General features: G+C 72.1%; 19 protein-coding genes, 1 tRNA gene and 1 pseudogene. 16 read left to right on the forward strand and 5 right to left on the reverse strand.

All coding sequences use genetic code 11. The features are described from left to right. Window positions 1–299: 299 nt before the first annotated feature. A complete protein-coding gene (metG, locus tag JNW87_RS16135; RefSeq protein WP_109799955.1) occupies window positions 300–2,102 on the forward strand; it encodes a methionine--tRNA ligase in 1,803 nt (600 codons plus the stop codon). Window positions 2,103–2,163: 61 nt separating this feature from the next. Here the strand turns inward: metG and JNW87_RS16140 are convergent, their stop codons facing one another. Together JNW87_RS16140 and JNW87_RS16145 are read right to left on the reverse strand one after the other, a co-directional pair. Further along, window positions 2,164–3,015 carry an alpha/beta fold hydrolase gene (locus tag JNW87_RS16140; RefSeq protein ID WP_109799940.1) on the reverse strand — a complete coding sequence of 284 codons (852 nt, stop codon included), beginning with the start codon at window positions 3,013–3,015 and terminating at the stop codon, window positions 2,164–2,166. A 58-nt stretch (window positions 3,016–3,073) separates the two neighbouring features. Next, window positions 3,074–4,324, reverse strand: coding sequence for a hypothetical protein (locus tag JNW87_RS16145; RefSeq protein ID WP_109799954.1), 1,251 nt, complete (start codon window positions 4,322–4,324; stop codon window positions 3,074–3,076). 82 nt (window positions 4,325–4,406) lie between these two features. Here JNW87_RS16145 and JNW87_RS16150 point away from each other — a divergent pair, with 82 nt between their 5' ends. The 6 genes from JNW87_RS16150 (at window position 4,407) to JNW87_RS16175 (ending at window position 10,402) form a co-directional block, all read left to right on the forward strand. After that, the gene (locus tag JNW87_RS16150; protein ID WP_109799939.1) at window positions 4,407–5,303 is read left to right on the forward strand and encodes a TatD family hydrolase; all 897 of its coding nucleotides are present in this window, start codon (window positions 4,407–4,409) and stop codon (window positions 5,301–5,303) included. A gap of 32 nt (window positions 5,304–5,335) precedes the next feature. Then, the gene (rsmA, locus tag JNW87_RS16155) at window positions 5,336–6,205 is read left to right on the forward strand and encodes a 16S rRNA (adenine(1518)-N(6)/adenine(1519)-N(6))-dimethyltransferase RsmA (RefSeq protein WP_109799938.1); all 870 of its coding nucleotides are present in this window, start codon (window positions 5,336–5,338) and stop codon (window positions 6,203–6,205) included. 84 nt (window positions 6,206–6,289) lie between these two features. Next, entirely contained in the window at window positions 6,290–7,246 is a 957-nt protein-coding gene (locus JNW87_RS16160; RefSeq protein WP_109799937.1) for a 4-(cytidine 5'-diphospho)-2-C-methyl-D-erythritol kinase, read from the forward strand. Between the two features lie 217 nt (window positions 7,247–7,463). Then, the gene (locus JNW87_RS16165) at window positions 7,464–9,263 is read left to right on the forward strand and encodes an ABC-F family ATP-binding cassette domain-containing protein (protein ID WP_109799936.1); all 1,800 of its coding nucleotides are present in this window, start codon (window positions 7,464–7,466) and stop codon (window positions 9,261–9,263) included. A 93-nt stretch (window positions 9,264–9,356) separates the two neighbouring features. Further along, on the forward strand, window positions 9,357–9,812 hold the full coding sequence (locus JNW87_RS16170) for a DUF4383 domain-containing protein (RefSeq protein ID WP_109799935.1): 456 nt from the start codon (window positions 9,357–9,359) through the stop codon (window positions 9,810–9,812). Window positions 9,813–9,925: 113 nt separating this feature from the next. After that, complete coding sequence (locus JNW87_RS16175; protein ID WP_109799934.1) at window positions 9,926–10,402, forward strand: DUF4383 domain-containing protein; 477 nt, start codon at window positions 9,926–9,928, stop codon at window positions 10,400–10,402. Between the two features lie 13 nt (window positions 10,403–10,415). Here the strand turns inward: JNW87_RS16175 and JNW87_RS16180 are convergent, their stop codons facing one another. Beyond that, a complete protein-coding gene (locus tag JNW87_RS16180) occupies window positions 10,416–11,102 on the reverse strand; it encodes a TetR/AcrR family transcriptional regulator (RefSeq protein WP_109799933.1) in 687 nt (228 codons plus the stop codon). Window positions 11,103–11,271: 169 nt separating this feature from the next. Next, complete coding sequence (locus JNW87_RS16185; protein WP_238453953.1) at window positions 11,272–12,285, reverse strand: acyl-CoA desaturase; 1,014 nt, start codon at window positions 12,283–12,285, stop codon at window positions 11,272–11,274. 121 nt (window positions 12,286–12,406) lie between these two features. Here JNW87_RS16185 and JNW87_RS16190 point away from each other — a divergent pair, with 121 nt between their 5' ends. The 9 genes from JNW87_RS16190 to cysN all read left to right on the forward strand — a co-directional run bounded on the left by JNW87_RS16190 (window position 12,407) and on the right by cysN (window position 20,953). Continuing rightward, a complete protein-coding gene (locus JNW87_RS16190; RefSeq protein ID WP_109799932.1) occupies window positions 12,407–13,249 on the forward strand; it encodes a helix-turn-helix domain-containing protein in 843 nt (280 codons plus the stop codon). A gap of 46 nt (window positions 13,250–13,295) precedes the next feature. Continuing rightward, window positions 13,296–13,367, forward strand: a tRNA-Gln gene (locus JNW87_RS16195). A 108-nt stretch (window positions 13,368–13,475) separates the two neighbouring features. Then, on the forward strand, window positions 13,476–15,002 hold the full coding sequence (gene glmU / locus JNW87_RS16200; RefSeq protein WP_109799931.1) for a bifunctional UDP-N-acetylglucosamine diphosphorylase/glucosamine-1-phosphate N-acetyltransferase GlmU: 1,527 nt from the start codon (window positions 13,476–13,478) through the stop codon (window positions 15,000–15,002). 53 nt (window positions 15,003–15,055) lie between these two features. Next, a complete protein-coding gene (locus JNW87_RS16205; protein ID WP_109799930.1) occupies window positions 15,056–16,036 on the forward strand; it encodes a ribose-phosphate diphosphokinase in 981 nt (326 codons plus the stop codon). A gap of 286 nt (window positions 16,037–16,322) precedes the next feature. Further along, on the forward strand, window positions 16,323–17,021 hold the full coding sequence (locus tag JNW87_RS16210) for a 50S ribosomal protein L25/general stress protein Ctc (protein ID WP_109799929.1): 699 nt from the start codon (window positions 16,323–16,325) through the stop codon (window positions 17,019–17,021). Between the two features lie 99 nt (window positions 17,022–17,120). Beyond that, window positions 17,121–17,711, forward strand: a complete 591-nt coding sequence (gene pth / locus JNW87_RS16215; RefSeq protein ID WP_109799928.1) for an aminoacyl-tRNA hydrolase — start codon at window positions 17,121–17,123, stop codon at window positions 17,709–17,711. 107 nt (window positions 17,712–17,818) lie between these two features. Then, on the forward strand, window positions 17,819–18,652 hold the full coding sequence (locus JNW87_RS16220) for an inositol monophosphatase family protein (protein ID WP_109799927.1): 834 nt from the start codon (window positions 17,819–17,821) through the stop codon (window positions 18,650–18,652). A 79-nt stretch (window positions 18,653–18,731) separates the two neighbouring features. Further along, window positions 18,732–19,643: a sulfate adenylyltransferase subunit CysD gene (gene cysD / locus JNW87_RS16225; protein WP_109799926.1), complete on the forward strand. Its 912-nt coding sequence runs from the start codon at window positions 18,732–18,734 to the stop codon at window positions 19,641–19,643. Beyond that, a complete protein-coding gene (gene cysN / locus JNW87_RS16230) occupies window positions 19,643–20,953 on the forward strand; it encodes a sulfate adenylyltransferase subunit CysN (protein WP_109799925.1) in 1,311 nt (436 codons plus the stop codon). The genes cysD and cysN overlap by 1 nt, the downstream gene beginning before the upstream one ends. A gap of 87 nt (window positions 20,954–21,040) precedes the next feature. Here cysN and galK read toward each other — a convergent pair. Next, a pseudogene (gene galK, locus JNW87_RS16235) lies at window positions 21,041–21,865 on the reverse strand (galactokinase); the annotation flags it as partial.

The following is a 21,865-nucleotide window of genomic DNA, read 5'->3' on the forward strand; positions in this document are numbered from 1 at the left end:
CTCGGTCGGCTCGGCCGGCTCGACCGGGACCGCCCGGGGCTGCGGGGCGACGGACCCGGCGCGGCCGGGCGCCGCTCGTCGCCGGCCGCCGGCCCGGAGGACGGTCCGTCCTGCTCCGGGGCCGCTGGTCTGCTGGTCACGACGTTCATTTGACACTGGTACGGCGAGGCGACCGGGCAGCTCAGGCCGCGTGTCGGCGACAAATCGGACGGGGTGTCGGCGTCCCGGACCGGCCGCCGCCACCCCGGGGCCCCTATTGATTCGCCGCCACCCCGTGACGGTCACTAGGCTTGCTGGTCATGAGTCACGTTCTCGCCGCGGTCGCCTGGCCCTACGCCAACGGCCCGCGCCACATCGGCCACGTATCCGGATTCGGCGTTCCCTCCGACGTCTTCGCCCGGTACATGCGGATGGCCGGTCACGACGTGCTCATGGTCTCCGGCACCGACGAGCACGGCACGCCGATCCAGGTGCAGGCCGACGCCGAGGGCGTCACCCCGCGCGAGCTGGCCGACCGGTACAACCGGGTGATCGTCGAGGACCTGCACGGCCTCGGTCTGTCCTACGACCTGTTCACCCGCACCACCACCCGCAACCACTACGCGGTGGTGCAGGACCTGTTCGAGGGGATGTACCGCAACGGCTACATCGTCCCGAAGACCACCATGGGGGCGATCTCCCCGTCCACCGGCCGGACCCTGCCCGACCGGTACATCGAGGGCACCTGCCCGATCTGCGGGTACGACAGCGCCCGCGGCGACCAGTGCGACAACTGCGGCAACCAGCTCGACCCGATCGACCTGATCAACCCCAGGTCGAAGATCAACGGGGAGACCCCGAAGTTCGTCGAGACCGAGCACTTCTTCCTGGACCTGCCCGCCCTCGCCGACGCGCTGCGGCAGTGGCTGGACACCCGGGAGGGCTGGCGCCCCAACGTGCTGCGCTTCTCCCGGAACCTGCTCGACGACCTCCAGCCCCGGGCCATCACCCGCGACCTGGAGTGGGGCGTGCCGATCCCGCTGGACGGCTGGCGGGACCGCACCGACAAACGGATCTACGTCTGGTTCGACGCGGTGATCGGCTACCTGTCCGCCTCCATCGAGTGGGCCCGCCGCTCCGGCGACCCGGAGGCCTGGCGGAAGTGGTGGTCGACCGACGGGGAGGGCAAGGACGCCCTGGCCTACTACTTCATGGGCAAGGACAACATCGTCTTCCACTCGGTGATCTGGCCGGCGCTGCTCAGCGGCTACTCCGGCGAGGGCAGCCGGGACGGCGAGCCGGGCCAGCTCGGCCGGCTCAACCTCCCCACCGAGGTGGTCTCCAGCGAGTTCCTCACCATGGAGGGGCGGAAGTTCTCCTCGTCCCGCAAGGTCGTCATCTACGTCCGGGACTTCCTCGAGCGGTACGACGCCGACGCGCTGCGCTACTTCATCGCCGTCGCCGGCCCGGAGAGCAACGACACCGACTTCACCTGGGCCGAGTTCCTCCGCCGCAACAACGACGAGCTGGTCGCCGGCTGGGGCAACCTGGTCAACCGGTCCGTCTCGATGGCGGCGAAGAACTTCGGCGCCATCCCGCCGATCGACCCGGCCGGGCTCACCGAGGCCGACGAGGCGCTGCTCGCCACCGCCCGGGCCGGCTTCGCCGTCGTCGGCGACCTGATCGCCAAGCACCGGCAGAAGCAGGCCATCGGCGAGGCGATGAAGGTGGTCGCCGAGGCGAACCGGTATCTCTCCGAGCAGGCCCCGTGGAAGCTCAAGGGCGAGGCGGACAAGCCGCGGATGGGCACCATCCTGCACGTCGCCCTCCAGGTGGTCAGCGACGCCAACACGCTGCTCACCCCGTTCCTGCCGCACTCCGCGCAGCAGATCCACGAACTGCTCGGCGGCACCGGCGTGCACGCCCCGATGCCGGTGATCGAGCAGGTCGACGACCTCGACGGGGGGCCGTCGTATCCGGTGCTGACCGGCGACTACACCATCGGCGCGCGCTGGGAGTCGGTACCGCTGGAGGCGGGCCGGCACCTCGCCCCGCCGAAGCCCGTCTTCCGCAAGCTCGACCCGTCCATCGTCGACGAGGAGCTGGCCCGGCTCGCCGGCTGAGCCCGAACCGACCACGCCGCGCCCCGAGAAACCCGGGGGCCGCGGCCATGCCGGTGGCGGGTCAGGCGCGAGCCATCTGCGGCGCGCCGATGAACTCCATGATCGCCTGGTTGACCTCCGTCGGGTGCGTCCACGGCGTGCCGTGCGGCGCCCCCTTCAGGGTGACCAGCCGGACGTCGGACAGCATGTTCTGCAACCGCTGACCGGTCTTCGGGTACGGCAGCACGTTGTCCTTGTCGCCCTGGATGATCAGCACCGGGACGTTGATCTTCGACAGGTCGCCCCGGAAGTCGGTCAGCCAGGCGTCCACCGAGTCGTGGGTGCCCTTCGCCGACGCGTGCGCCCCGATCTGCCAGTGCGCCCGGTACGCCTCCTCGCTCACCCACTTGCCCTTGTTCTCGCTGTAGTTGAAGAACGTGTCGCAGAACTGGGTCAGGAAGGCGAACCGGTCGGCGATGATCGCCTTCTGGAAACCGTCGAACAGGCTCTTCTCGACACCCTCGGGATTGTCCCCGGTCTTCAGCAGGAACGGCGCCAACGGGGCCATCAGCACCGCCCGGTCCACCCGGTTCGAGCCGTACGCCCCCAGGTAGCGGGTCACCTCACCGGTACCCATGGAGTGGCCGACCAGGATCGCGTTGCGCAGGTCCAGCTCGGTCATCAGCACGTCGAGGTCGGCGGTGAAGGTGTCGTAGTCGTAGCCCATCGCCGGCTGGGCCGAGGCGCCGAACCCCCGCCGGTCGTACGTGATCACCCGGTAGCCCGCAGCCAGCAGGGGACCGCTCATCTTCTCCCAGGTCGCCCCGCTGAACGGGAAGCCGTGGATCAGCACCACCGGCTGCCCGGAGCCATGGTCCTCGTAGTACAGGTCGATGGGGGCGGAATTCTCCGTCCCCACGGTGATGAAGGGCATGGTCGTCTCCTGATGCGCGGCGTCTCGGACGTGCCGCGCATTCCCGGGCCGCCCTCCGTTATGCCACCGGGTACGGCAGGTCCACCACCCGGTCGTCGGCCACCTCCGCGCCCGGCCCCCAGGTCTCGTAGACGCCCCGTTCGTGGCACTGTGCCCCGGTCGTCGCCACCGGGTCCGCATCCGGCCGGCACAGCCGCAACCGCAGCCAGCCCGCCTCCTCCCGGAGCACCAGGCAGGGCACCCCCCGCCAGCTCGCGTGCCGCAGCCGGCGGGCCGCCGCCTCCACCGGGTAGCGGGCCGCCCGGGTCATCGCCAGCACCCGGAACCCGCCGGGCTGGTCGGACACCGCCTCGTACTCGCCCCCGGCATGGGCGCCGACGAGCTGGGTGGAGCGCGGGGCGTCGCCGGTCGGTACGTACTCCTGGTCGGGGGAGAGGCCGGGCACCGCGGCGAGCAGGTGCCGCCACTGCGGGCCGACCATGCGCAGCCAGCCGCGCTGCTCCGCCTGATAGGTGTAGAGCACCACCTCCACCCCCTCCGCAGGGTAGGCGAGCAGGGTGGCGTTGGCCGGCATCGGCAGGTCCGCGAAGTCCCGGGTGATGAACTCCGGGATGAGCTGGGCGTTGCTCGGCACGAACCCGGTGCCCAGCACCGGCGGCCCGAGCCGGTCCCGGGGCGGCAGCGCGGTCAGCCCCCGGTGCGCCGCGCCGACCGGCACGTCGTAGTCCTCCGGGCCGGCGGCCCGCCAGCGCAGCGCGTACGCCACGTCGGTGCCGTCCCGGCCGCCCTCGCCGTCACCCCGCAGCACGGCCATCCCGGCCGGCGTCCGCAGGTGCGCGACGTCGTGCTCCCGGTAGCAGAAGCCGTGCGGCAGCCAGCCCCGCACGTACCCGCCGAGCTGGCGGGCGGAGAGCACCTTGACCATCCGGGTGCCGGGCCGGATCACCGCCGAGGCGCGGACCGCCGCGAGCACCGGGTCGCCGGCCGCGGCCGGCTGCTGGCTGAGCTGGTGCACCTGCGCCCAGCCCCGCTCCCGGTGCACCGGCATCAGCAGCGGCGAGTCCGCCTCCTCGGTCGGCTCGGTCCCCCCGTGCACCGCCGTCACCTCGGTGACGTGGACAAACTTCCGCCAGGGGTGGGTGGCGCCGGGCCGGGGCGCCCACTCGAAACCGGGCGCCTCGTCCGCGCTGAACAGCTCGTACGCCGCGCCCCGGGCGATCTCCTCCGCCGGATGGACGCGGCCGTCGTACGTCACGTGCAGCCCGGCCCGCTCCGACGCGGTACCGCTGGCCTGGGGGGTGACGGTCACCACCGGGACGCTAAGCGTGACAGGTGTTGTTCGCGTGAACAGTCGGTGGCGGTCCGGAAACGCGGCGGCCGGTCGGTGTGTGATGCTGGCCGCGATGAGCGAGCAGACCGAATCCCGTAAGCAGCGCGCGGCCCGCCGGGCCGGGGAGTTCCCGCCCGCCCCGGAGGCGCTGCCCCGGCCCGTGCTGGACAGCCACACCCACCTGGACATCACCGTCAGCGAGGCCGGCGTGCCCGGGGGACCCGCCGACGACCCGGTCGCCGCCGCGATCGAGGTGGCCGCCGCCGTCGGCGTGGACCGGCTGGTCCAGGTCGGTGTGGACGTGGACTCGTCCGCCTGGGGCGCCGACGTCGCCGAGAAGTACCCGGCCGTGCTGGCCACCGTGGCGCTGCACCCGAACGAGGCGCCCCGCCTGGCCGACCTGAACGAGGCGCTGCGCCAGATCGAGGCCCTCGCGGCCCGGGACCGGGTCCGCGGCGTCGGCGAGACCGGGATGGACTTCTACCGCACCGGCGACGAGGGGCGGTCGGCGCAGGAGGAGAGCTTCCGCGCGCACATCGCCATCGCCAAGCGGTACGGCAAGGCGCTGGTCATCCACGACCGGGACGCGCACGCCGAGGTGCTGCGCATCCTCGACGACGAGGGCAGTCCCGACACCGTGGTGCTGCACTGCTTCTCCGGCGACGCCGAGTTCGCCGCCGAGTGCGTCCGCCGGGGCTACCTGCTCAGCTTCGCCGGCACGGTCACCTTCGGCAGCGCCGGGGCGCTGCGGGAGGCCGCCGCGCTCACCCCGCTCGACCAGATCCTGGTGGAGACCGACGCGCCGTACCTGACCCCGATGCCGCACCGGGGACGACCCAACGCGTCGTACCTGATCCCGCTGACGGTCCGGTCGCTCGCCGCGACCACCGGCGCGGACCTCGACGAGCTCTGCGCGGCGATCTCGGCGACCGGCGACCGCGTCTTCGGCCCGTGGTGAGCGGGCCGGAACCCGCCGCTACGCTGCGGAGCATGACCGGTCTCCTCGGCCCGGCGGAGATCCGGGAACTCGCCGCCCGCCTCGGCGTCGCCCCCACCAAGAAGCTCGGCCAGAACTTCGTGCACGACCCGAACACGGTCCGCCGGATCGTCACCACCGCTGGGCTCGCCCCGGACGACGTGGCGCTGGAGGTCGGCCCCGGCCTCGGCTCGCTCACCCTGGCCCTGCTCCCGGTCGCCGCGCACGTGCACGCCGTGGAGATCGACCCGACGCTGGCCGGCGCGCTGCCGGCGACCGCCGAGCGGTTCGCCGGCCCGGACGCCGCCCGGCTCACCGTGCACCAGGCCGACGCGCTGCGCGTCCGTGCGGCCGACCTGGCCGAACCGGCGCCCACCGCGCTGGTGGCCAACCTGCCGTACAACGTCGCGGTGCCGGTGGTGCTGCACCTCCTCGCCGAGCTGCCCACCCTTCGGCACGGCCTGGTGATGGTGCAGAAGGAGGTCGCCGACCGGCTCGTCGCCGGTCCCGGCTCCAAGGTGTACGGCATCCCGTCGGTCAAGCTCGCCTGGTACGCCCGGTCTCGGGCCGCCGGCAAGGTCCCGCCGAACGTGTTCTGGCCGGTGCCGAACGTCGACTCCGGCCTGGTCGCCTTCACCCGCCGCGAGCCGCCCCGCCCCGACATACCCCGGGCGCGGGTCTTCGCCGTGGTGGACGCGGCGTTCGCGCAGCGCCGCAAGACCCTGCGGGCGGCCCTCGCGGGCTGGGCCGGCGGGGCCGACCGGGCCGCCGCCGCGCTCATCGCCGCCGGTGTCGACCCCGGCGCCCGCGGGGAGTCGCTGACCGTCGAGCAGTTCGCCGCCATCGCCGCGTCGGCCCCGACCGCCGTACCCGCCGCGCAGTAGGCTGGCGCCGTTGTCCGACCCCGCCGAGGAGCTGACCGTGGAGAAGCCGTTCGAGACTCGCCTGCGCGGACGGGACCTCGTCCCGTGACCGAGGCCTGGCGACCGGACGACGAGGACGAGCAGCGGCGGCGCGGGGCCAGCGGGCCGGTCAAGGTCCGGGTGCCGGCCAAGGTCAACCTGCACCTCGGGGTCGGTCCGCTGCGCCGCGACGGCTACCACGAGCTGAACACCGTCTACCACGCGATCTCGATCTACGACGAGCTGACCGCGCGGCGGGGCGACACCCTCGCCCTGACCATGGAGGGTGAGGGGGCCGGCGAGCTGGCCCTGGACGACACCAACCTGGTGATCCGGGCCGCCCATGCCCTCGCCGGGTACGCCGGCGTCGTGCCGCACGCCCGGCTGCACCTGCGCAAGCAGATCCCGCTGGCCGGCGGGCTGGCCGGCGGTAGCGCCGACGCGGCCGCCGCCCTGGTCGCCTGCGACGCCCTCTGGGGCACCGGGCTGTCCCGCGACGAGCTGGCCGGCATCGCCGCCGACCTCGGCTCCGACGTGCCCTTCCTGATCCACGGCGGCACCGCGCTCGGCACCGGCCGGGGCGAGGCGGTCAGCCCGGTGCTGGCCCGCCCCACCTCCTGGCACTGGGTGGTGGCGGTCGCCGACGGCGGCCTCTCCACCCCCGCCGCCTACCGGGAGCTGGACCGGCTCCGCGACGCCGGCACCGCGGGCGAGCCGCTGGGCAGCACCGACGGGCTGCTCGGCGCGCTGCGCCAGCGCGACCCGCGGGTGCTCGCCGCCGCCCTCGGCAACGACCTGCAGGACGCCGCGCTGAGCATGCGCCCGGCGCTGGCCGACACCCTGAAGGCGGGGGAGGCGGCCGGGGCGCTCGCCGGCATCGTCTCCGGCTCCGGTCCGACCTGCGTCTTCCTCGCCGCCGACGAGGCCCACGCCGGCCGGATCGCCGCCGAGCTGGAGGCCGCCGAGGTGTGCCGGGAGGCCCGGGTCGCGCACGGCCCGGTGGCCGGAGCACGCATCGTCTGAGCCGAGCCCCCCGGCCCCGCGATCAAGGGGCCGGGCGCGCCGCCAGCACCGCACGCTGCCGCGGGGACGGAACAAGCGGGCGCCCGGGCCGGTTGACCCCCCGGAGGGCCCGGCGCCCGGCCGGACGGCCAGGTGCCCGCGTACCCTGAAACGTCGCAGGCGTCCCAGGTGCCACCCCGGCACCGGGACGCCTTGATCATGGGAGGTAGGTGAGGTCGTGGCCAACATCGTCAACCTGGACCGGGTGTCCAAGGGGTACGGCGCCGCCGGGCCGCTGCTCACCGACGTCTCGCTCGGCCTCGACGACGCCGACCGGATCGGCGTGGTCGGCCTCAACGGCGCCGGCAAGTCCACCCTGCTGCGGCTGCTCACCAAGCAGGAGGAATCCGACGACGGCCGGGTCACCCACCGCCGCGACCTGCGCGTGCTCTGGCTGCCGCAGAGCCTCACCCTGGCCCCCGACGCCACCGTCCGGGACGTGGTGCTCGGCACCGCCTGGCTCGACCAGAGCATGGGCGCCGAGCACGAGTGGGCCGGCGACGCCGGCGTCCGGGCCATCCTCGACGGCCTCGGCATGCCCCACCTCGGCCTCGACCAGCCGGTCGGCCCGATGTCCGGCGGCGAGCGCCGCCGGGTCGCCCTCGCCGCGCTGCTGGTCCGCGAGTCCGACCTGCTGATCCTCGACGAGCCCACCAACCACCTCGACGTCGGCGGCGTCGACTGGCTGGCCAGGCACCTGGTCGGCCGCAAGGGCGCGCTCGTCGTGGTCACGCACGACCGGTGGTTCCTGGACGCGGTCTGCACCACCACCTGGGAGGTCGCCGACCAGGCCGTCCGGGCGTACGAGGGTGGCTTCGCCGCCTGGACCCTCGCCCGGGCCGAGCGCGAACGGGTCGCCGCCGCCACCGAGGCCCGCCGGCAGAACCTGCTCCGCAAGGAGATCGCCTGGCTGCGCCGCGGCCCGCCCGCCCGCACCTCCAAGCCGCGGTTCCGCATCGACGCGGCCAACGCGCTGATCGCCGACGTGCCGGAGGCGCGCGACACGATGTCGCTGCAACGGCTCGCCACCGCCCGGCTCGGCAAGCAGGTGTACGACCTGGAAGACGTCACCCTGCACGCCGGCCCCAAGGAGATTCTGCACGACACCACCTGGCAGGTCGGCCCCGGCGACCGGATCGCCGTCCTCGGTCGCAACGGCGCCGGCAAGACGACCCTGCTGCGGCTGCTGGCCGGGGTGACCCGCCCCGACGGCGGCCGGTTCGCCACCGGCTCGACCGTCAAGCCGGCCTTCCTCTCCCAGGAACTGGCCGAGCTCCCCGGACACCTGCGGGTCCTCGAAGCCGTCGAGGAGGTCGCCCGCCGGGTCCAGCTCGGCGACCGGGAGATCTCCGCCGCCCAGCTCGCCGAGATCTTCGGCTTCGACGACCGGCGGCTCTGGACCCCGGTCAGCGACCTCTCCGGCGGCGAACGCCGGCGGCTGCAGATGCTGCGGCTGCTCGCCGGCGAGCCGAACGTGCTCCTCTTCGACGAGCCCACCAACGACCTGGACACCGACACCCTCGCCGCGCTGGAGGACCTGCTCGACTCCTGGCCCGGCACGATCATCGTGGCCAGCCACGACCGGTACCTGATCGAGCGGGTCACCGACTCCGTCTACGGCATGTTCGGCGACGGACGGCTGGTGCACCTGCCCGGCGGGGTCGACGAGTACCTGGCCCGGTCCGCCGCCCGCGGCGGCCCGGCGCCCGCCGACCTCACCCCGGCCGCGGCCGGCCCGGCCCGAGACGGCATGTCCGCCGCCGAGGTCCGGGTGGCGAAGAAGGAGCTGAGCCGGCTGGAACGGCAGGTCGGCAAGCTCGAGCAGAAGGAGGCCGCTCTGCTCGACCAGCTCGCCGCCAACGCCACCGACTACGCCAAGGTCGCCGAGCTGGACGCCCAGCTCAAGGAGCTGCGGGCCGAGCGGGAGCGCACCGAGGAGGCCTGGCTCGCCCTCGCCGAGGAGCTGCCGGCCGGCTGACCCCGGTACCGGTGGGGGGTGTGCGGCGTCACTCCCGGCCGTGCGGGACAATCGTCGCCGACCCCTCACCCGAACGGTCTTGGAGACTCAGACATGGCCCACACCCCCGTCAACCACCCCGCGCGGCCGATCTACCGGGCGATCGGCGGGCTCGTTGGTCTGTACTTCGTGGTCTTCGGCGTGCTCGGCATCATCGCGAGCGCCGGCAACGACGTCCTCGCCCGGAACGACACCACCGTCCTCGGCCAGGGCACCAACACCGGCTTCTCGCTGCTCGCCGTCCTGCTCGGGATCGTGATCCTGGCCGGCACCGTCATCGGCCGCAACCTGGACGTGGCGATCAACCAGTGGCTGGCGTACGTGCTGATGGTCCTCGGCCTGGCCGAGCTGGCCGTCATCCGGACCGACGCGAACATCTTCAACTTCTCCATCGCCACCGTGATCGTGACGCTCGTCCTCTCCCTCGTCCTGCTGATGGTCGGCATGTACGGCAAGGTCGGCAGCAACGAGGAGAAGGAGGCCTGGGAGAAGGCCCGGCTCGTCCTCTAGAACTTCCGCGCTCGAAGGCCCGGCCGGTTGCCGGGCCTTCGGCGTTTTCGGGGACAAGCCCCTCCCGGTCAAGTGACAATGTGGCGAAATCGGTCACATGGCTGGAGGAGCTCATGCCGCACTTTCCGGTGAACCATCCCGCCCGGCCGCTCTACCGGGTCCTCTCCGGGCTCGTCGGGCTCTACATCCTGGTCTTCGGCGTGTACGGGGTGGCCCAGACCTGGGGTGACCCGCTCTTCGACCGCAGCTCGAACTACGCCCTCGGACTCCGCACCAACCTGGCGTTCTCGCTGGTCTCCGTGATCTTCGGCATCTTCCTGATCATCGGGGCGTCCCGCCGCGGCAACCTCGGCCACTACATGAACCTCACCGCCGGGGTGGTCTTCCTCGTCACCGCCATCCTGATGATGGCCGTGCTGCAGACCTCGGCGAACTTCCTCAACTTCTCGATGTCCACCGTCATCGTGTCGCTGCTGTTCGGGCTGATCCTGCTGGCCACCGGCCTCTACGACAAGGTCGGCACCGAGGAGCACGCCGAGGCCGAGCGCCGCCGCCGCAACCACTCCATCTCCGAGGCCGGTGCCCGCTGACCCCGCCCCCTGATCAGCCCGGCTTGCGGACCGTGATCAGGCCCGGCTTGGCCTCCAGGTGCGACAACCCGTTCCAGGCCAGGTTGACCAGGTGCGCGGCGACCGTCTCCTTGCGCGGCTTGCGCACCTCCAGCCACCAGCGGCCGGTCAACGCCACCATGCCCACCAGCGCCTGCGAGTAGAGCTCCGCCAGCTTCGGGTCGTACCCCCGGCTGGAGAACTCCGCGCCCAGGATGTGCTCCACCTGGTGCGCCACGTCGTTCATCACGCTGCTGAAGTTGCCCGTCGCCGACATCAGCGGCGACTCCCGGACCAGCACCCGGAACCCGCTGGTCTCCTCCTCGATGTAGGTCAGCAGCGTCAACGCCGCCTGCTCCAGCAGCTCCCGCGGGTGCCCCGCGGTCAACGCGTTCGTGATCCGGTCCAGCAGCGAGCGGACCTCCCGGTCCACCACCACCGCGTACAGCCCCTCCTTGCCGCCGAAGTGCTCGTACACCACCGGCTTGGAGACCTTGGCCCGGGCGGCCACCTCCTCGATCGACGTGGCGTCGAAACCCCGCTCGGCGAAGATCTGCCGGGCAATCGCGATCAACTGCTCGCGGCGCTGCGTCGCGGACATCCGTACCCGGGAGGAGGACTTCGCCGCCGGGACGGCCCGTCGCCGCGCGGCGCTGGCATTGTTGCCGGGAACCTCGGTCATCTCGTCACCTCGCTCCCGCTCGGTGACGCCCTGCCGTGGGATCTGGTGCTCACGTCGTCACCCCGCCGGCCCGGTGGCCCGCGCCCTGGCGGTACCGGACCTGCCGGCGGTGTGGAAGCTCGATCACCCGGCCATCCTGCCAGGTGGGTGCGCCACCCACCGACCGGTTTCACCGCTCGGGCCGCCCCGACCCGGCCGTGGAACGTCCGGGCCGGACCGGCTTCGCCCTGCCGCGCTCGAGCCCGAGCAGCTTGGCGGTGATCCGTTCCGGCTTCGGCCAGCGCACCGCCCAGGCGGCGCCGGTCTTCTCCAGCAGCCAGATCACCCGCGCCGACATGTCGAGCTGACCGCGCAGCACCCCGTGCCGGGCGCTGGTCGGCTCGGCGTGGTGCAGGTTGTGCCAACTCTCCCCGAACGACAGCACTGCCAGCGGCCAGAAGTTCGACGCCCGGTCGCCCTGCCGTACCGCGAACGGGCGCTCGCCGTAGACGTGGCAGACCGAGTTGATCGACCAGGTGACGTGGTGCAGCAGCGCGATCCGGACCAGCCCACCCCAGAAGAGCGCGGTGAGCGCGCCCGACCAGGACCAGGTCAGCAGCCCGCCCATCGCCGCCGGACCGAGCAGCGAGACCACCACCAGCAGCGGGAAGAGCCGGTCGACCCGCCGGGTCGCCGGGTCCGCGAGCAGGTCCGGGGCGAACCGCTCCCGGTTGGAGAGCTCCCGGTTGAACAGCCAGCCGACGTGGGCGTGGAACAGGCCCTTGGCCAGCCCGCCGACGCTCTCCCCGAACCGCCACGGCGAGTGCGGGTCACCCTCCAGGTCGGAGAAGGCGTGGTGGCGGCGATGGTCGGCCACCCACTGGATGATCTCGCCCTGCACGGCGAACGAGCCGGCGACCGCCAACGCCACCCGCAGCCACGGTTTGGCCTTGAAGGAGCCGTGGGTGAAGTAGCGGTGGTAGCCGACGGTGATGCCGAGCCCGGACAGCACGTACCAGAAGCCGGCCACGGCGATGTCGGTCCAGCTAAGCCAGCCGCCCCAGGCGACCGGCACGGCGGCGAGCAGGGCGAGGAACGGGACGACCACGAAGGCCCAGAGGGCGACCAGGATGCCCCGGGACTGGTGGCCCTGGGTCAGCGGCTTCGGACCGGTGGCGTTCGGGTCGGTGAAGGTGGTCGACATTGCACCTCCCAGCGGTACGGGTCACGCCTACGTCACCGTAACCGCGGGGTTCCTAGATCACACCGGAGAGCGTCGATCGTGGATGGAGTGACTGTCGTACGCCCGTTCTAACCTGCGCGTCGTGACCGATCCTCTCGCCGCCGAGGCGCGCCGGCTGCGCGTCGTCGAGCAGCTGTCCGTCCGTGACATCCAGGCCCGCCTCGGCGTCGGCCGGGACCGGGTGTACGCGCTGCTGCGCGGCGTTCCGCTGCCAGAGTGGACCCGCCGCCCCCGGGCCAAGGACGAGTTGCGCGCCGAGGCAATGGCATTCCGGGCTGAAGGTTGGTCGGTGAACGACATCGCGGCCCGGCTGGGGGTGAGCAAGTCGACCGCGTACCAGTGGGTGAAGCACCTGCCGCTCGATCTGGATTCGGAACGTGTCCGAAAGCGCCGCGTCGACGCGGCCGCCCTTCGCAGAACCAAGAATGATGACCGGCGGGAGCAGCGACTGCTGAGGGAATCGGAGGCACGTCAGCGGGCCGCTGCCTGGGCGGGCAGCGCAGACCTGCGGGAGATCCTCCTGATCGGTGCTGCGCTCTACTGGTGTGAGGGCACCGAGAGCAAGCCTGAGAACCAGCGGTACGACTTGATCTTCACCAACAGCGACATCCGCCTGGTGGAGCCGTTCATCAGGTTCATCGAGGCGAACGGGCGATCCCGCACCGATCTCCGATACCGGGTGAGCATCCATGAGAACGCCGACGCCGAAGCGGCCGGGAGATGGTGGGCGGGCAAGCTGGGGATCGGCATGGAGTGCCTGCAGCGCCCGACGCTCAAGAGGCACAAGCCGCAGACGACGCGTCTCAACATCGGGGACAACTACCGAGGGTGCCTGGTCGTGCGGGTGCCGAAAGCCCGAGAGCTGCATCTCTGGATCGAGGGCGTGATGGACGGCCTCAGCAAGCCGGCCGGTGCCCCGGAGTGACTCTCGTGGCGGCCTGCGGCAGGCGCTAAGCTATCGGGCGTTGCAGTCGGCCGTGGTGTAATTGGCAACACCCAAGATTTTGGTTCTTGAGTTTCAGGTTCGAATCCTGGCGGCCGAGCTTCTCCATTACGTCCAGATCCTGCTCAGGTGGGGTAACGGTAAAACCTGCCGGGCCGCGTGGTTAGCATGGCCGCGAGACTGTCGCCGTCCCGACGGGAGCCACGTCGTGCCCGAGCCCCACCTCCGCACCGTTGTCGTGCTCGCCGCCGGTGAGGGCAAGCGGATGAAGTCGTCCCTGCCCAAGGTGCTGCACCCGCTGCTCGGTCGTACCCTCCTGGGCCACGTGCTGGCCGCGGCCGCGCCGCTGCGCGCGGACCGCACCGTGGTGGTGGTCGGGCACGGCGCCGACCAGGTCCGCGCCCACCTGGCCGAAATCGCCCCGGAGGCCACCCCGGTGCTCCAGGCGCAGCAGCTCGGCACCGGGCACGCCGTGCGGATCGCGCTGGACGCGGTGCCGGACGCCGCCGGCACCGTCGTGGTGATCAACGGGGACGTGCCGCTGCTGCGGCCGGAGACCGTCCCCGCTCTCGTCGAGGCGCACGAGGGCGCGGGCGCCGCGGCGACCGTGCTCGCCGCCGAGGTGCCCGACCCGACCGGCCTGGGCCGGATCGTGCGGGACGCCGACGGCCGGCTGGCGCAGATCGTCGAGGAGCGCGACGCGACCCCGGAACAGCGGGCGCTGCGGGAGATCAACGCCGGCATCTACGCCTTCGACGTGGCGCGGCTGCGCGACGCGCTGGGCAAGCTCTCCACCGACAACGACCAGGGCGAGGAGTACCTGACCGACGTCTTCGGCCTGCTCCGCGACGGCGGTGAGCCGGTGGCGGTGTACTGCGCCGCGGACCACGTGGAGACGCTGGGCTGCAACGACCGGGTGGAGCTGGCCGCGCTGCGCCGGCTGCTCCGGGACCGGGTCAACGAGGGCTGGATGCGCAGCGGGGTGAGCATCCTCGACCCGCACACCACCTGGATCGACGTGACGGTGACCGTCGAGCGGGACGCGGTGCTCGACCAGAACACCCAGCTCCAGGGAGCGACGGCGGTCGGTGCCGGCGCGGTGGTCGGGCCGGACGTGACGCTGATCGACACCACCGTGGGCGAGGGCGCGACCGTGCTGCGCAGCCACGCGGTGGGCGCCGAGGTCGGCCCGCAGGCCACCGTCGGGCCGTACGCGTACCTGCGGCCGGAGTCGCGGCTGGCCCGCAAGGCCAAGGTGGGCACGTTCGTGGAGACGAAGAAGGCCACGATCGGCGAGGGCTCCAAGGTGCCGCACCTGTCGTACGTCGGCGACGCCACCATCGGCGAGCACAGCAACATCGGCGCGGCGACGGTCTTCGTCAACTACGACGGGGTGAGGAAGCACCACACCACCATCGGCAGCCACGCCCGTACCGGAGCGGACAACATGTTCGTCGCGCCGGTCGAGGTGGGCGACGGGGCGTACACGGCGGCCGGCTCGGTGATCATCGCGGACGTGCCGCCGGGCGCGATGGCGGTGGCCCGGGGCCAGCAGCGCAACGTCGAGGGTTGGGTGCTGCGCAAGCGGGCCGGTACGCCGGCCGCCGAGGCCGCCCAGCGGGCCCGCGAGGGTGCGTCGGGCGGGGCCGCCGCCGCAAGTGAAGGTGAGCCAATCCACGGGAGTGCGGAGACCGTGGGAGGACCGCTGAACGCGGGGGATACTGCAACCGAATAGTCCCCGGCTCCACCGCCGCCGGGAAACACCGACAAACGGGAGCAGACGGGCCCATGGGCAGCATCGTCGCCGAAAACCGCAAGAGCCTGATGCTCTTCTCCGGACGCGGCTTTCCGGAGTTGGCCAAGGAGATCGGTGAGGTGCTCGGCGTGGCGCCGACCCCCTCCGACGCCTACGACTTCGCCAACGGCGAGATCTTCGTCCGGTTCAAGGACTCGGTACGTGGTTCGGACGCCTTCGTGGTGCAGTCCGTGACGCACGGGGTCAACACCTGGGTCATGGAGACCCTGATCATGATCGACGCGCTGAAGCGCGGTTCGGCCAAGCGGATCACCGTGGTGCTGCCGTTCTACCCGTACTCGCGGCAGGACAAGAAGCACCGCGGCCGGGAGCCGATCTCGGCCCGCCTGGTGGCCGACCTGCTCAAGACCGCCGGGGCGAACCGGATCCTCACGGTCGACCTGCACACCGCGCAGATCCAGGGCTTCTTCGACGGCCCGGTGGACCACCTGTTCGCGATGGACGTGCTCGCCGAGTACGTCGAGCGCAAGTACGCGGGCCGGCCGATGACCGTGGTGGCGCCGGATTCGGGCCGGGTGCGGGTGGCGGAGCGTTGGACCGACCGGCTGGGCGGTTGCCCGCTCGCGTTCATCCACAAGACCCGCGACCCGCTGAAGCCCAACCAGGTGGTGGCGAACCGGGTGGTCGGTGAGGTCGAGGGCCGGGTCTGCCTGATCGTCGACGACATGATCGACACGGGTGGCACGATCAGCAGGGCCGCCGACATCCTCAAGGACTCCGGCGCGGCCGAGATCGTCGTCGCGGCCACCCACGCGCTGCTCTCCGACCCGGCGACCGAGCGGCTGAAGAACAGCCCGATCAGCGAGGTCGTGGTGACGAACACCCTGCCGATCACGCCGGAGAAGCAGCTCGACAAGCTCACCGTGCTGTCGATCGCGCCGCTGCTGGCCCGGGCGATCCGGGAGGTCTTCGACGACGGTTCGGTGACCACCCTCTTCGGTGGCCTGAGCTGATCTTCCGCGCCGCGGCGAGCGGCGTGTCGCGGTGCCGTTCCCGTCGGCCCTCGGGTCGACGGCAACGGGGACATGGGGACTGCCGGAAGGCTCGGAATTCCCTCGGGTAGACTGGTGCGGTTGCCACGGCGAGGGTGCCCGGCGGGTCGCTGAAAAGCACCGCACGGAGGCGCCGTCATCGACGCGGTGCTCCGGGCAGTCGTTCATGACGCATGAGCCCCAGCGAGCCCCTCGCCCAGCACCGCCAGACGACAAGCCGCCGCAGCGAAGCATCAGGAGTTTCCCCGTGTCCGAGGTAAAGATCAGCGCCGAGCCCCGCACCGAGTTCGGCAAGGGTGGTGCCCGTCGTACCCGCCGGGCCGGCAAGGTGCCCGCCGTGCTGTACGGCCACGGCGAGAAGCCCAAGCACATCGCGCTGCCGGCGCGTGAGTTCGCCGCCGCCATCCGCAAGGGTGGCGCCAACCAGCTCTTCGCGATCGAGGTGAGCGACGGCACCCAGGTGCTGGCGCTGCCGAAGGCGATCCAGCGTGACCCGATCAAGGACACCTTCGAGCACGTCGACCTGCTGCTGGTCCGCCGCGGCGAGAAGGTCACCGTCGAGGTCCCGGTCCAGCTGACCGGTGAGGCCGCGAGGGACACCCTGATCGTGCACGACCACGACACCCTCTCGGTGACCGCCGACGCCACCAGGGTGCCGGACCACCTGGAGGCCTCGATCGAGGGCGCCGTGCCGGGCGTCCAGGTCACCGCCGCGGACGTCGAGCTGCCGGCCGGCGTCGAGCTGGCCACCGACCCGGAGATGCCGGTCGCCACGGTGACCGCCGCGCCGACCGCCGAGCAGCTCGAGGCGACCCTCCCCGAGGTCGAGGAGGCCGCCGAGGAGGCCGAGGCCGAGGTCGGCGAGGAGACCACCGCCGCCGAGGGTGCCGAGACGCCGGCCGCCGAGGGCGAGGCGGCCCCGGCCGAGGCGAAGACCGAGGCCTGATCGGTCCGCAAGCTGTGCGACAGGCGCTCCCGGGTTTCGGGGGCGCCTGTCGGCGTATCGGGACGGCGCCGGGTGGCGGCGGCGCGGGAGGGGCGTGGCGTGACGGACGAGACGGGGCCGTGGCTGGTGGTCGGCCTGGGCAACCCCGGTCGGGAGTACGCGGGTAACCGGCACAACGTCGGCTTCATGGTGGCCGAGCTGCTCGCCGGCCGGGTGGGTGGCAGGTTCGGCCGGCACAAGCGCGCGGTGGCGGAGGTCGCCGAGGGGCGGCTCGGCTTCGGTGGGCCGAAGCTGGTGCTGGTGAAGCCGCTGACGTACATGAACCTCTCCGGTGGCCCGGTCACCGCGCTGGCCCAGTTCCACAAGATCCCGCCGGACCGGGTGATCGCCGTGCACGACGAGCTGGACATCCCGTACGGGCAGGTGCGGGTGAAGTGCGACGGTGGCGAGGGCGGGCACAACGGGCTGCGGTCGATGTCGAAGTCGCTGGGCACGAAGGAGTACGTCCGGGTGCGGTTCGGCATCGGCCGGCCGCCGGGGCGGCAGGACCCGGCCGACTACGTGCTGTCGGACTTCTCCGCGGTCGAGCGCAAGGAGTTGGAGTTCCTGGTCGACCGGGCGGCGGACGTGGTGGAGTCGGTGGTCACCCGCGGGGTGGAGCCGACGCAGAACCTCTACCACGGCGGCTGACCTGGGCGGGGCGTACGCGGTCCGGGCGGTCCGGGCCGGTAGTCTGCGCCTTCTGGCGTGGCGGAGGCCGACGACCGCGGGTCGCGGCGGGGCGACGGGAGCGGTACATGGGCAGTCCTCCGATGATCGACGGCGCGTTCGCCCGCTGGTTGGCGGCGCGGGCCGGGCAGGCGCTGGTCAACCTGCGCGCGGAGCTGGGTTTCGCGGACGCGGGGGCGTTGAAGTCGGCGGGGGACAAGGTCTCGCACGACCTGATCCGTACCGAGCTGGCGAAGTGGCGTCCGGCGGACGCGGTGCTCTCCGAGGAGGACGAGGGCTCCCGGCTGGCCTGGGCGGCCGAGGTGAGCACCGATGCGGTGTCCCGGCTGAACGCCGACCGGGTCTGGATCATCGACCCGCTGGACGGCACCCGGGAGTTCGCCGAGGAGGGGCGCTCGGACTGGGCGGTGCACGTGGCGCTCTGGGCGCGCCGGGCGCCGACCCCGCACGGCCTGATCGCGGGCGCGGTGGGGCTGCCGGCACAGCACCGGGTGCTGGGCACCGACTACCCGCCGGCGTACCCGCCGATGACGTTGGAGGCGGCGACCTCGGCCGGCACGCGGACCATCCGGTTGGCGGCCAGTCGTAGCCGTCCGCCGGTTTTCCTGACCGATCTGGCAGAAGACGTCGGCGCGCATCTGGTGCCGATGGGCTCGGCGGGCGCGAAGATCGCCGCTGTGGTCACCGGTGAGGTCGACGCGTACATCCACGCCGGCGGTCAGTACGAGTGGGATTCGGCTGCTCCGGTCGCTGTGGCGACGGCCACCGGACTGCATGCTTCCCGGATCGACGGTTCTGCGCTGAAATACAACGAGGCCGACCCGCGTCTGCCCGACCTGCTGGTCTGTCGCAAGGATCTCGCCAGCCGGTTGCTTGCAGCGCTGCAGCGGCATTCCGGGTAACCTGTCGTTCTTCCTCACGTGTCCGACCGGAAAGGTCTGGAATCCCCATGAGCGGATCCGAGCGAATCGAGGCCGTGTCATGACCGCCCCCGCCGCGTACCAGGTCTCGCACCTGGACGCGCTCGAGGCCGAGAGCATCTTCGTGATGCGCGAGGTGGTCGCGGAGATGGAGCGCCCGGTGCTGCTCTTCTCCGGTGGCAAGGACTCGATCGTGATGCTCCGGTTGGCCCAGAAGGCCTTCGCCCCGGCCAACATTCCCTTCCCGGTGATGCACGTCGACACCGGGCACAACTTCCCCGAGGTCCTGGAGTACCGCGACCAGCGGGTCGCCGAGCTGGGCCTGCAACTGATCGTGGCCAGCGTGCCCGAGGCCCTGGCCAATGGGATGGTCCGCGAGGCGGCGGACGGCACCCGCAACCGCATCCAGACCCCGGTGCTGCTGGAGGCGGTGGAGAAGCACCGCTTCGACGCGCTCTTCGGCGGCGCCCGCCGGGACGAGGAGAAGGCCCGGGCGAAGGAGCGGGTGTTCAGCTTCCGCGACGAGTTCGGCCAGTGGGACCCGAAGAACCAGCGGCCCGAGCTGTGGTCGCTCTACAACGGCCGGCACCACCCGGGCGAGTCGATCCGGGTCTTCCCGCTCTCCAACTGGACCGAGCTGGACGTCTGGCACTACATCGCCCGGGAGCGGATCCCGCTGCCGTCGATCTACTACGCGCACGAGCGCGAGGTGATCGACCGGGACGGCATGCTGTACGCGGTCAACGAGTTCTTCCGCCCCCGGGCGGGCGAGGAGCGGTTCAAGGCGCAGGTGCGCTACCGCACGGTGGGTGACGCCTCCTGCACCGCGGCCGTCCGCTCGGACGCCGACACGGTGGAGCGGGTCATCGAGGAGGTGGCCGCCACCCGGATCACCGAGCGCGGCGCGACCCGCGGCGACGACCGGGTCAGCGAGGCCGCCATGGAGGACCGCAAGCGGGAGGGCTACTTCTGATGAGCGTCGACACCGCGGCTCCGGCCGCCGACACCGGGCTGCCCGAGGGGCGGCCGATGGACCTGTTGCGGTTCGCCACCGCGGGCAGCGTCGACGACGGCAAGTCGACCCTGATCGGGCGGCTGCTGTACGACACCAAGTCGCTCTTCACCGACCAGCTCGCCGCGGTGGAGGCGGTCAGCGCGGCCCGGGGCGACGAGTACACCAACCTGGCGCTGCTCACCGACGGCCTGCGGGCCGAGCGGGAGCAGGGCATCACCATCGACGTGGCGTACCGCTACTTCGCCACCCCGCGGCGGAAGTTCATCATCGCCGACACCCCGGGGCACATCCAGTACACCCGGAACATGGTCACCGGCGCCTCGACCGCCGACCTGGCGCTGATCCTGGTGGACGCCCGCAAGGGCCTGGTGGAGCAGTCCCGCCGGCACGCGTTCCTCTGCTCGCTGCTGCGGGTGCCGCACCTGGTCCTCTGCGTCAACAAGATGGACCTGGTCGACTGGTCGCAGGAGGTGTTCGAGCGGATCGCCGACGAGTTCACCGCGTTCGCCGCGAAGCTCGACGCGCCGGACCTGACCGTGGTGCCGATCTCCGCGTTGCGCGGCGACAACATCGTCAGCCGCTCGGAGAACATGCCCTGGTACGACGGGCCGTCGCTGCTGCACCACCTGGAGCGGGTGCACATCGCCAGCGATCGCAACCTGGTCGACGTGCGGTTCCCGGTGCAGTACGTGATCCGGCCGCAGTCCACCACCGTCACCGACTACCGGGGTTACGCCGGTCAGGTGGCCTCCGGCGTGCTGAAGCCGGGTGACGAGGTGATGGTGCTGCCGTCCGGCTTCACCAGCCGGATCGCCTCCGTGGAGACGGCCGACGGCCCGGTGGACGAGGCGTTCCCGCCGATGTCGGTGACCGTCCGGCTGACCGACGAGATCGACATCTCCCGTGGCGACATGATCTGCCGGCCGCACAACGCCCCGACGGTCGCGCAGGACATCGAGGCGATGATCTGCTGGATGGACGAGAGCCGCCCGCTCCAGGTCGGCGGCAGGTACGCGATCAAGCACACCACCCGTTCGGCGCGGGCGATCGTGCGGGGGCTGCACTACCGGCTGGACATCAACTCGCTGCACCGGGACGAGTCGGCGGCCGAGCTGAAGCTGAACGAGATCGGCCGGGTCCGGCTGCGGACGACGGTGCCGCTGCTGGCGGACGAGTACCGCCGCAACCGCACGACGGGCGGCTTCGTCATCATCGACGAGTCCACCAACCGCACGGTCGGCGCCGGCATGATCGTCGAGGCCGGCTGAGGCCCCACCCAGCCCTGTCGATCAAGAGGTTTGCGTCGGGTCCCGCGGGATTCCCGACGCAAACCTCTTGATCGTTTATCGGGCTGGTCAGTCGAGGCGGGCGGCGCCCGCGGTGGGGGCGACGGTCACCGTGCCGGGGGCGGCGAAGCCCCGCTCGGCGTACGCCTCGACGACGGCCCGCGCCACGGCGTCGGCGGAGGACGCCTCGACCAGGGCGAGGACACAGCCGCCGAAGCCGCCGCCGGTCATCCGCGCCCCGTACGCCCCGGTGGCCAGGGCCGCCTCGACGGCGGTGTCGATCTCCGGCACAGTGATCTCGAAATCGTCCCGCATCGAGGCGTGCGAGGCGGTCAGCAGCGGTCCGATGTCGCGGATCCGGCCAGCGCGCAGCAGCGCCACGGTGTCGAGCACCCGCTGGTCCTCGGTCACCACGTGGCGCACCCGGCGGCGCATCTCCTCGTCGTCGAGCCGGGTCAGCGCGGCGTCCAGGTCGGCGGGGGAGACGTCCCGCAGCGCGCGCACCCCGAGCAGTTCGGCGGCCCGCTCGCAGGACTTCCGGCGGGCGGCGTACTCGCCGTCGGCGTGCCGGTGCGGGGCGCGGCTGTCGATCACCAGCACGGCCAGCCCGGCGGCGTCCAGGTCGAACGGGATGTGTTCGACGGACTCGGTGCGGCAGTCCAGGAAGAGCGCGTGCCCCGCGCGGCAGCGGATCACCGCGGACTGGTCCATGATCCCGGTGGGCGCGCCGACGTAGTCGTTCTCGGCGCGCTGGGCGAGCCGGGGCCGCCGGTCGGCGGCCAGGTCCAGCCCGCCCAGGTCGACCAGGGCGGCGAGCGTCGCCGCCTCGACCGCCGCCGAGGAGGAGAGCCCTAGCCGACCGGCACGTCGGAGGCGATGGCCAGCCGGGCGCCG

It is taken from the genome of Micromonospora sp. ATA51, assembly GCF_016802855.1.
Classification (GTDB): Bacteria; Actinomycetota; Actinomycetes; order Mycobacteriales; family Micromonosporaceae; genus Micromonospora; species Micromonospora sicca.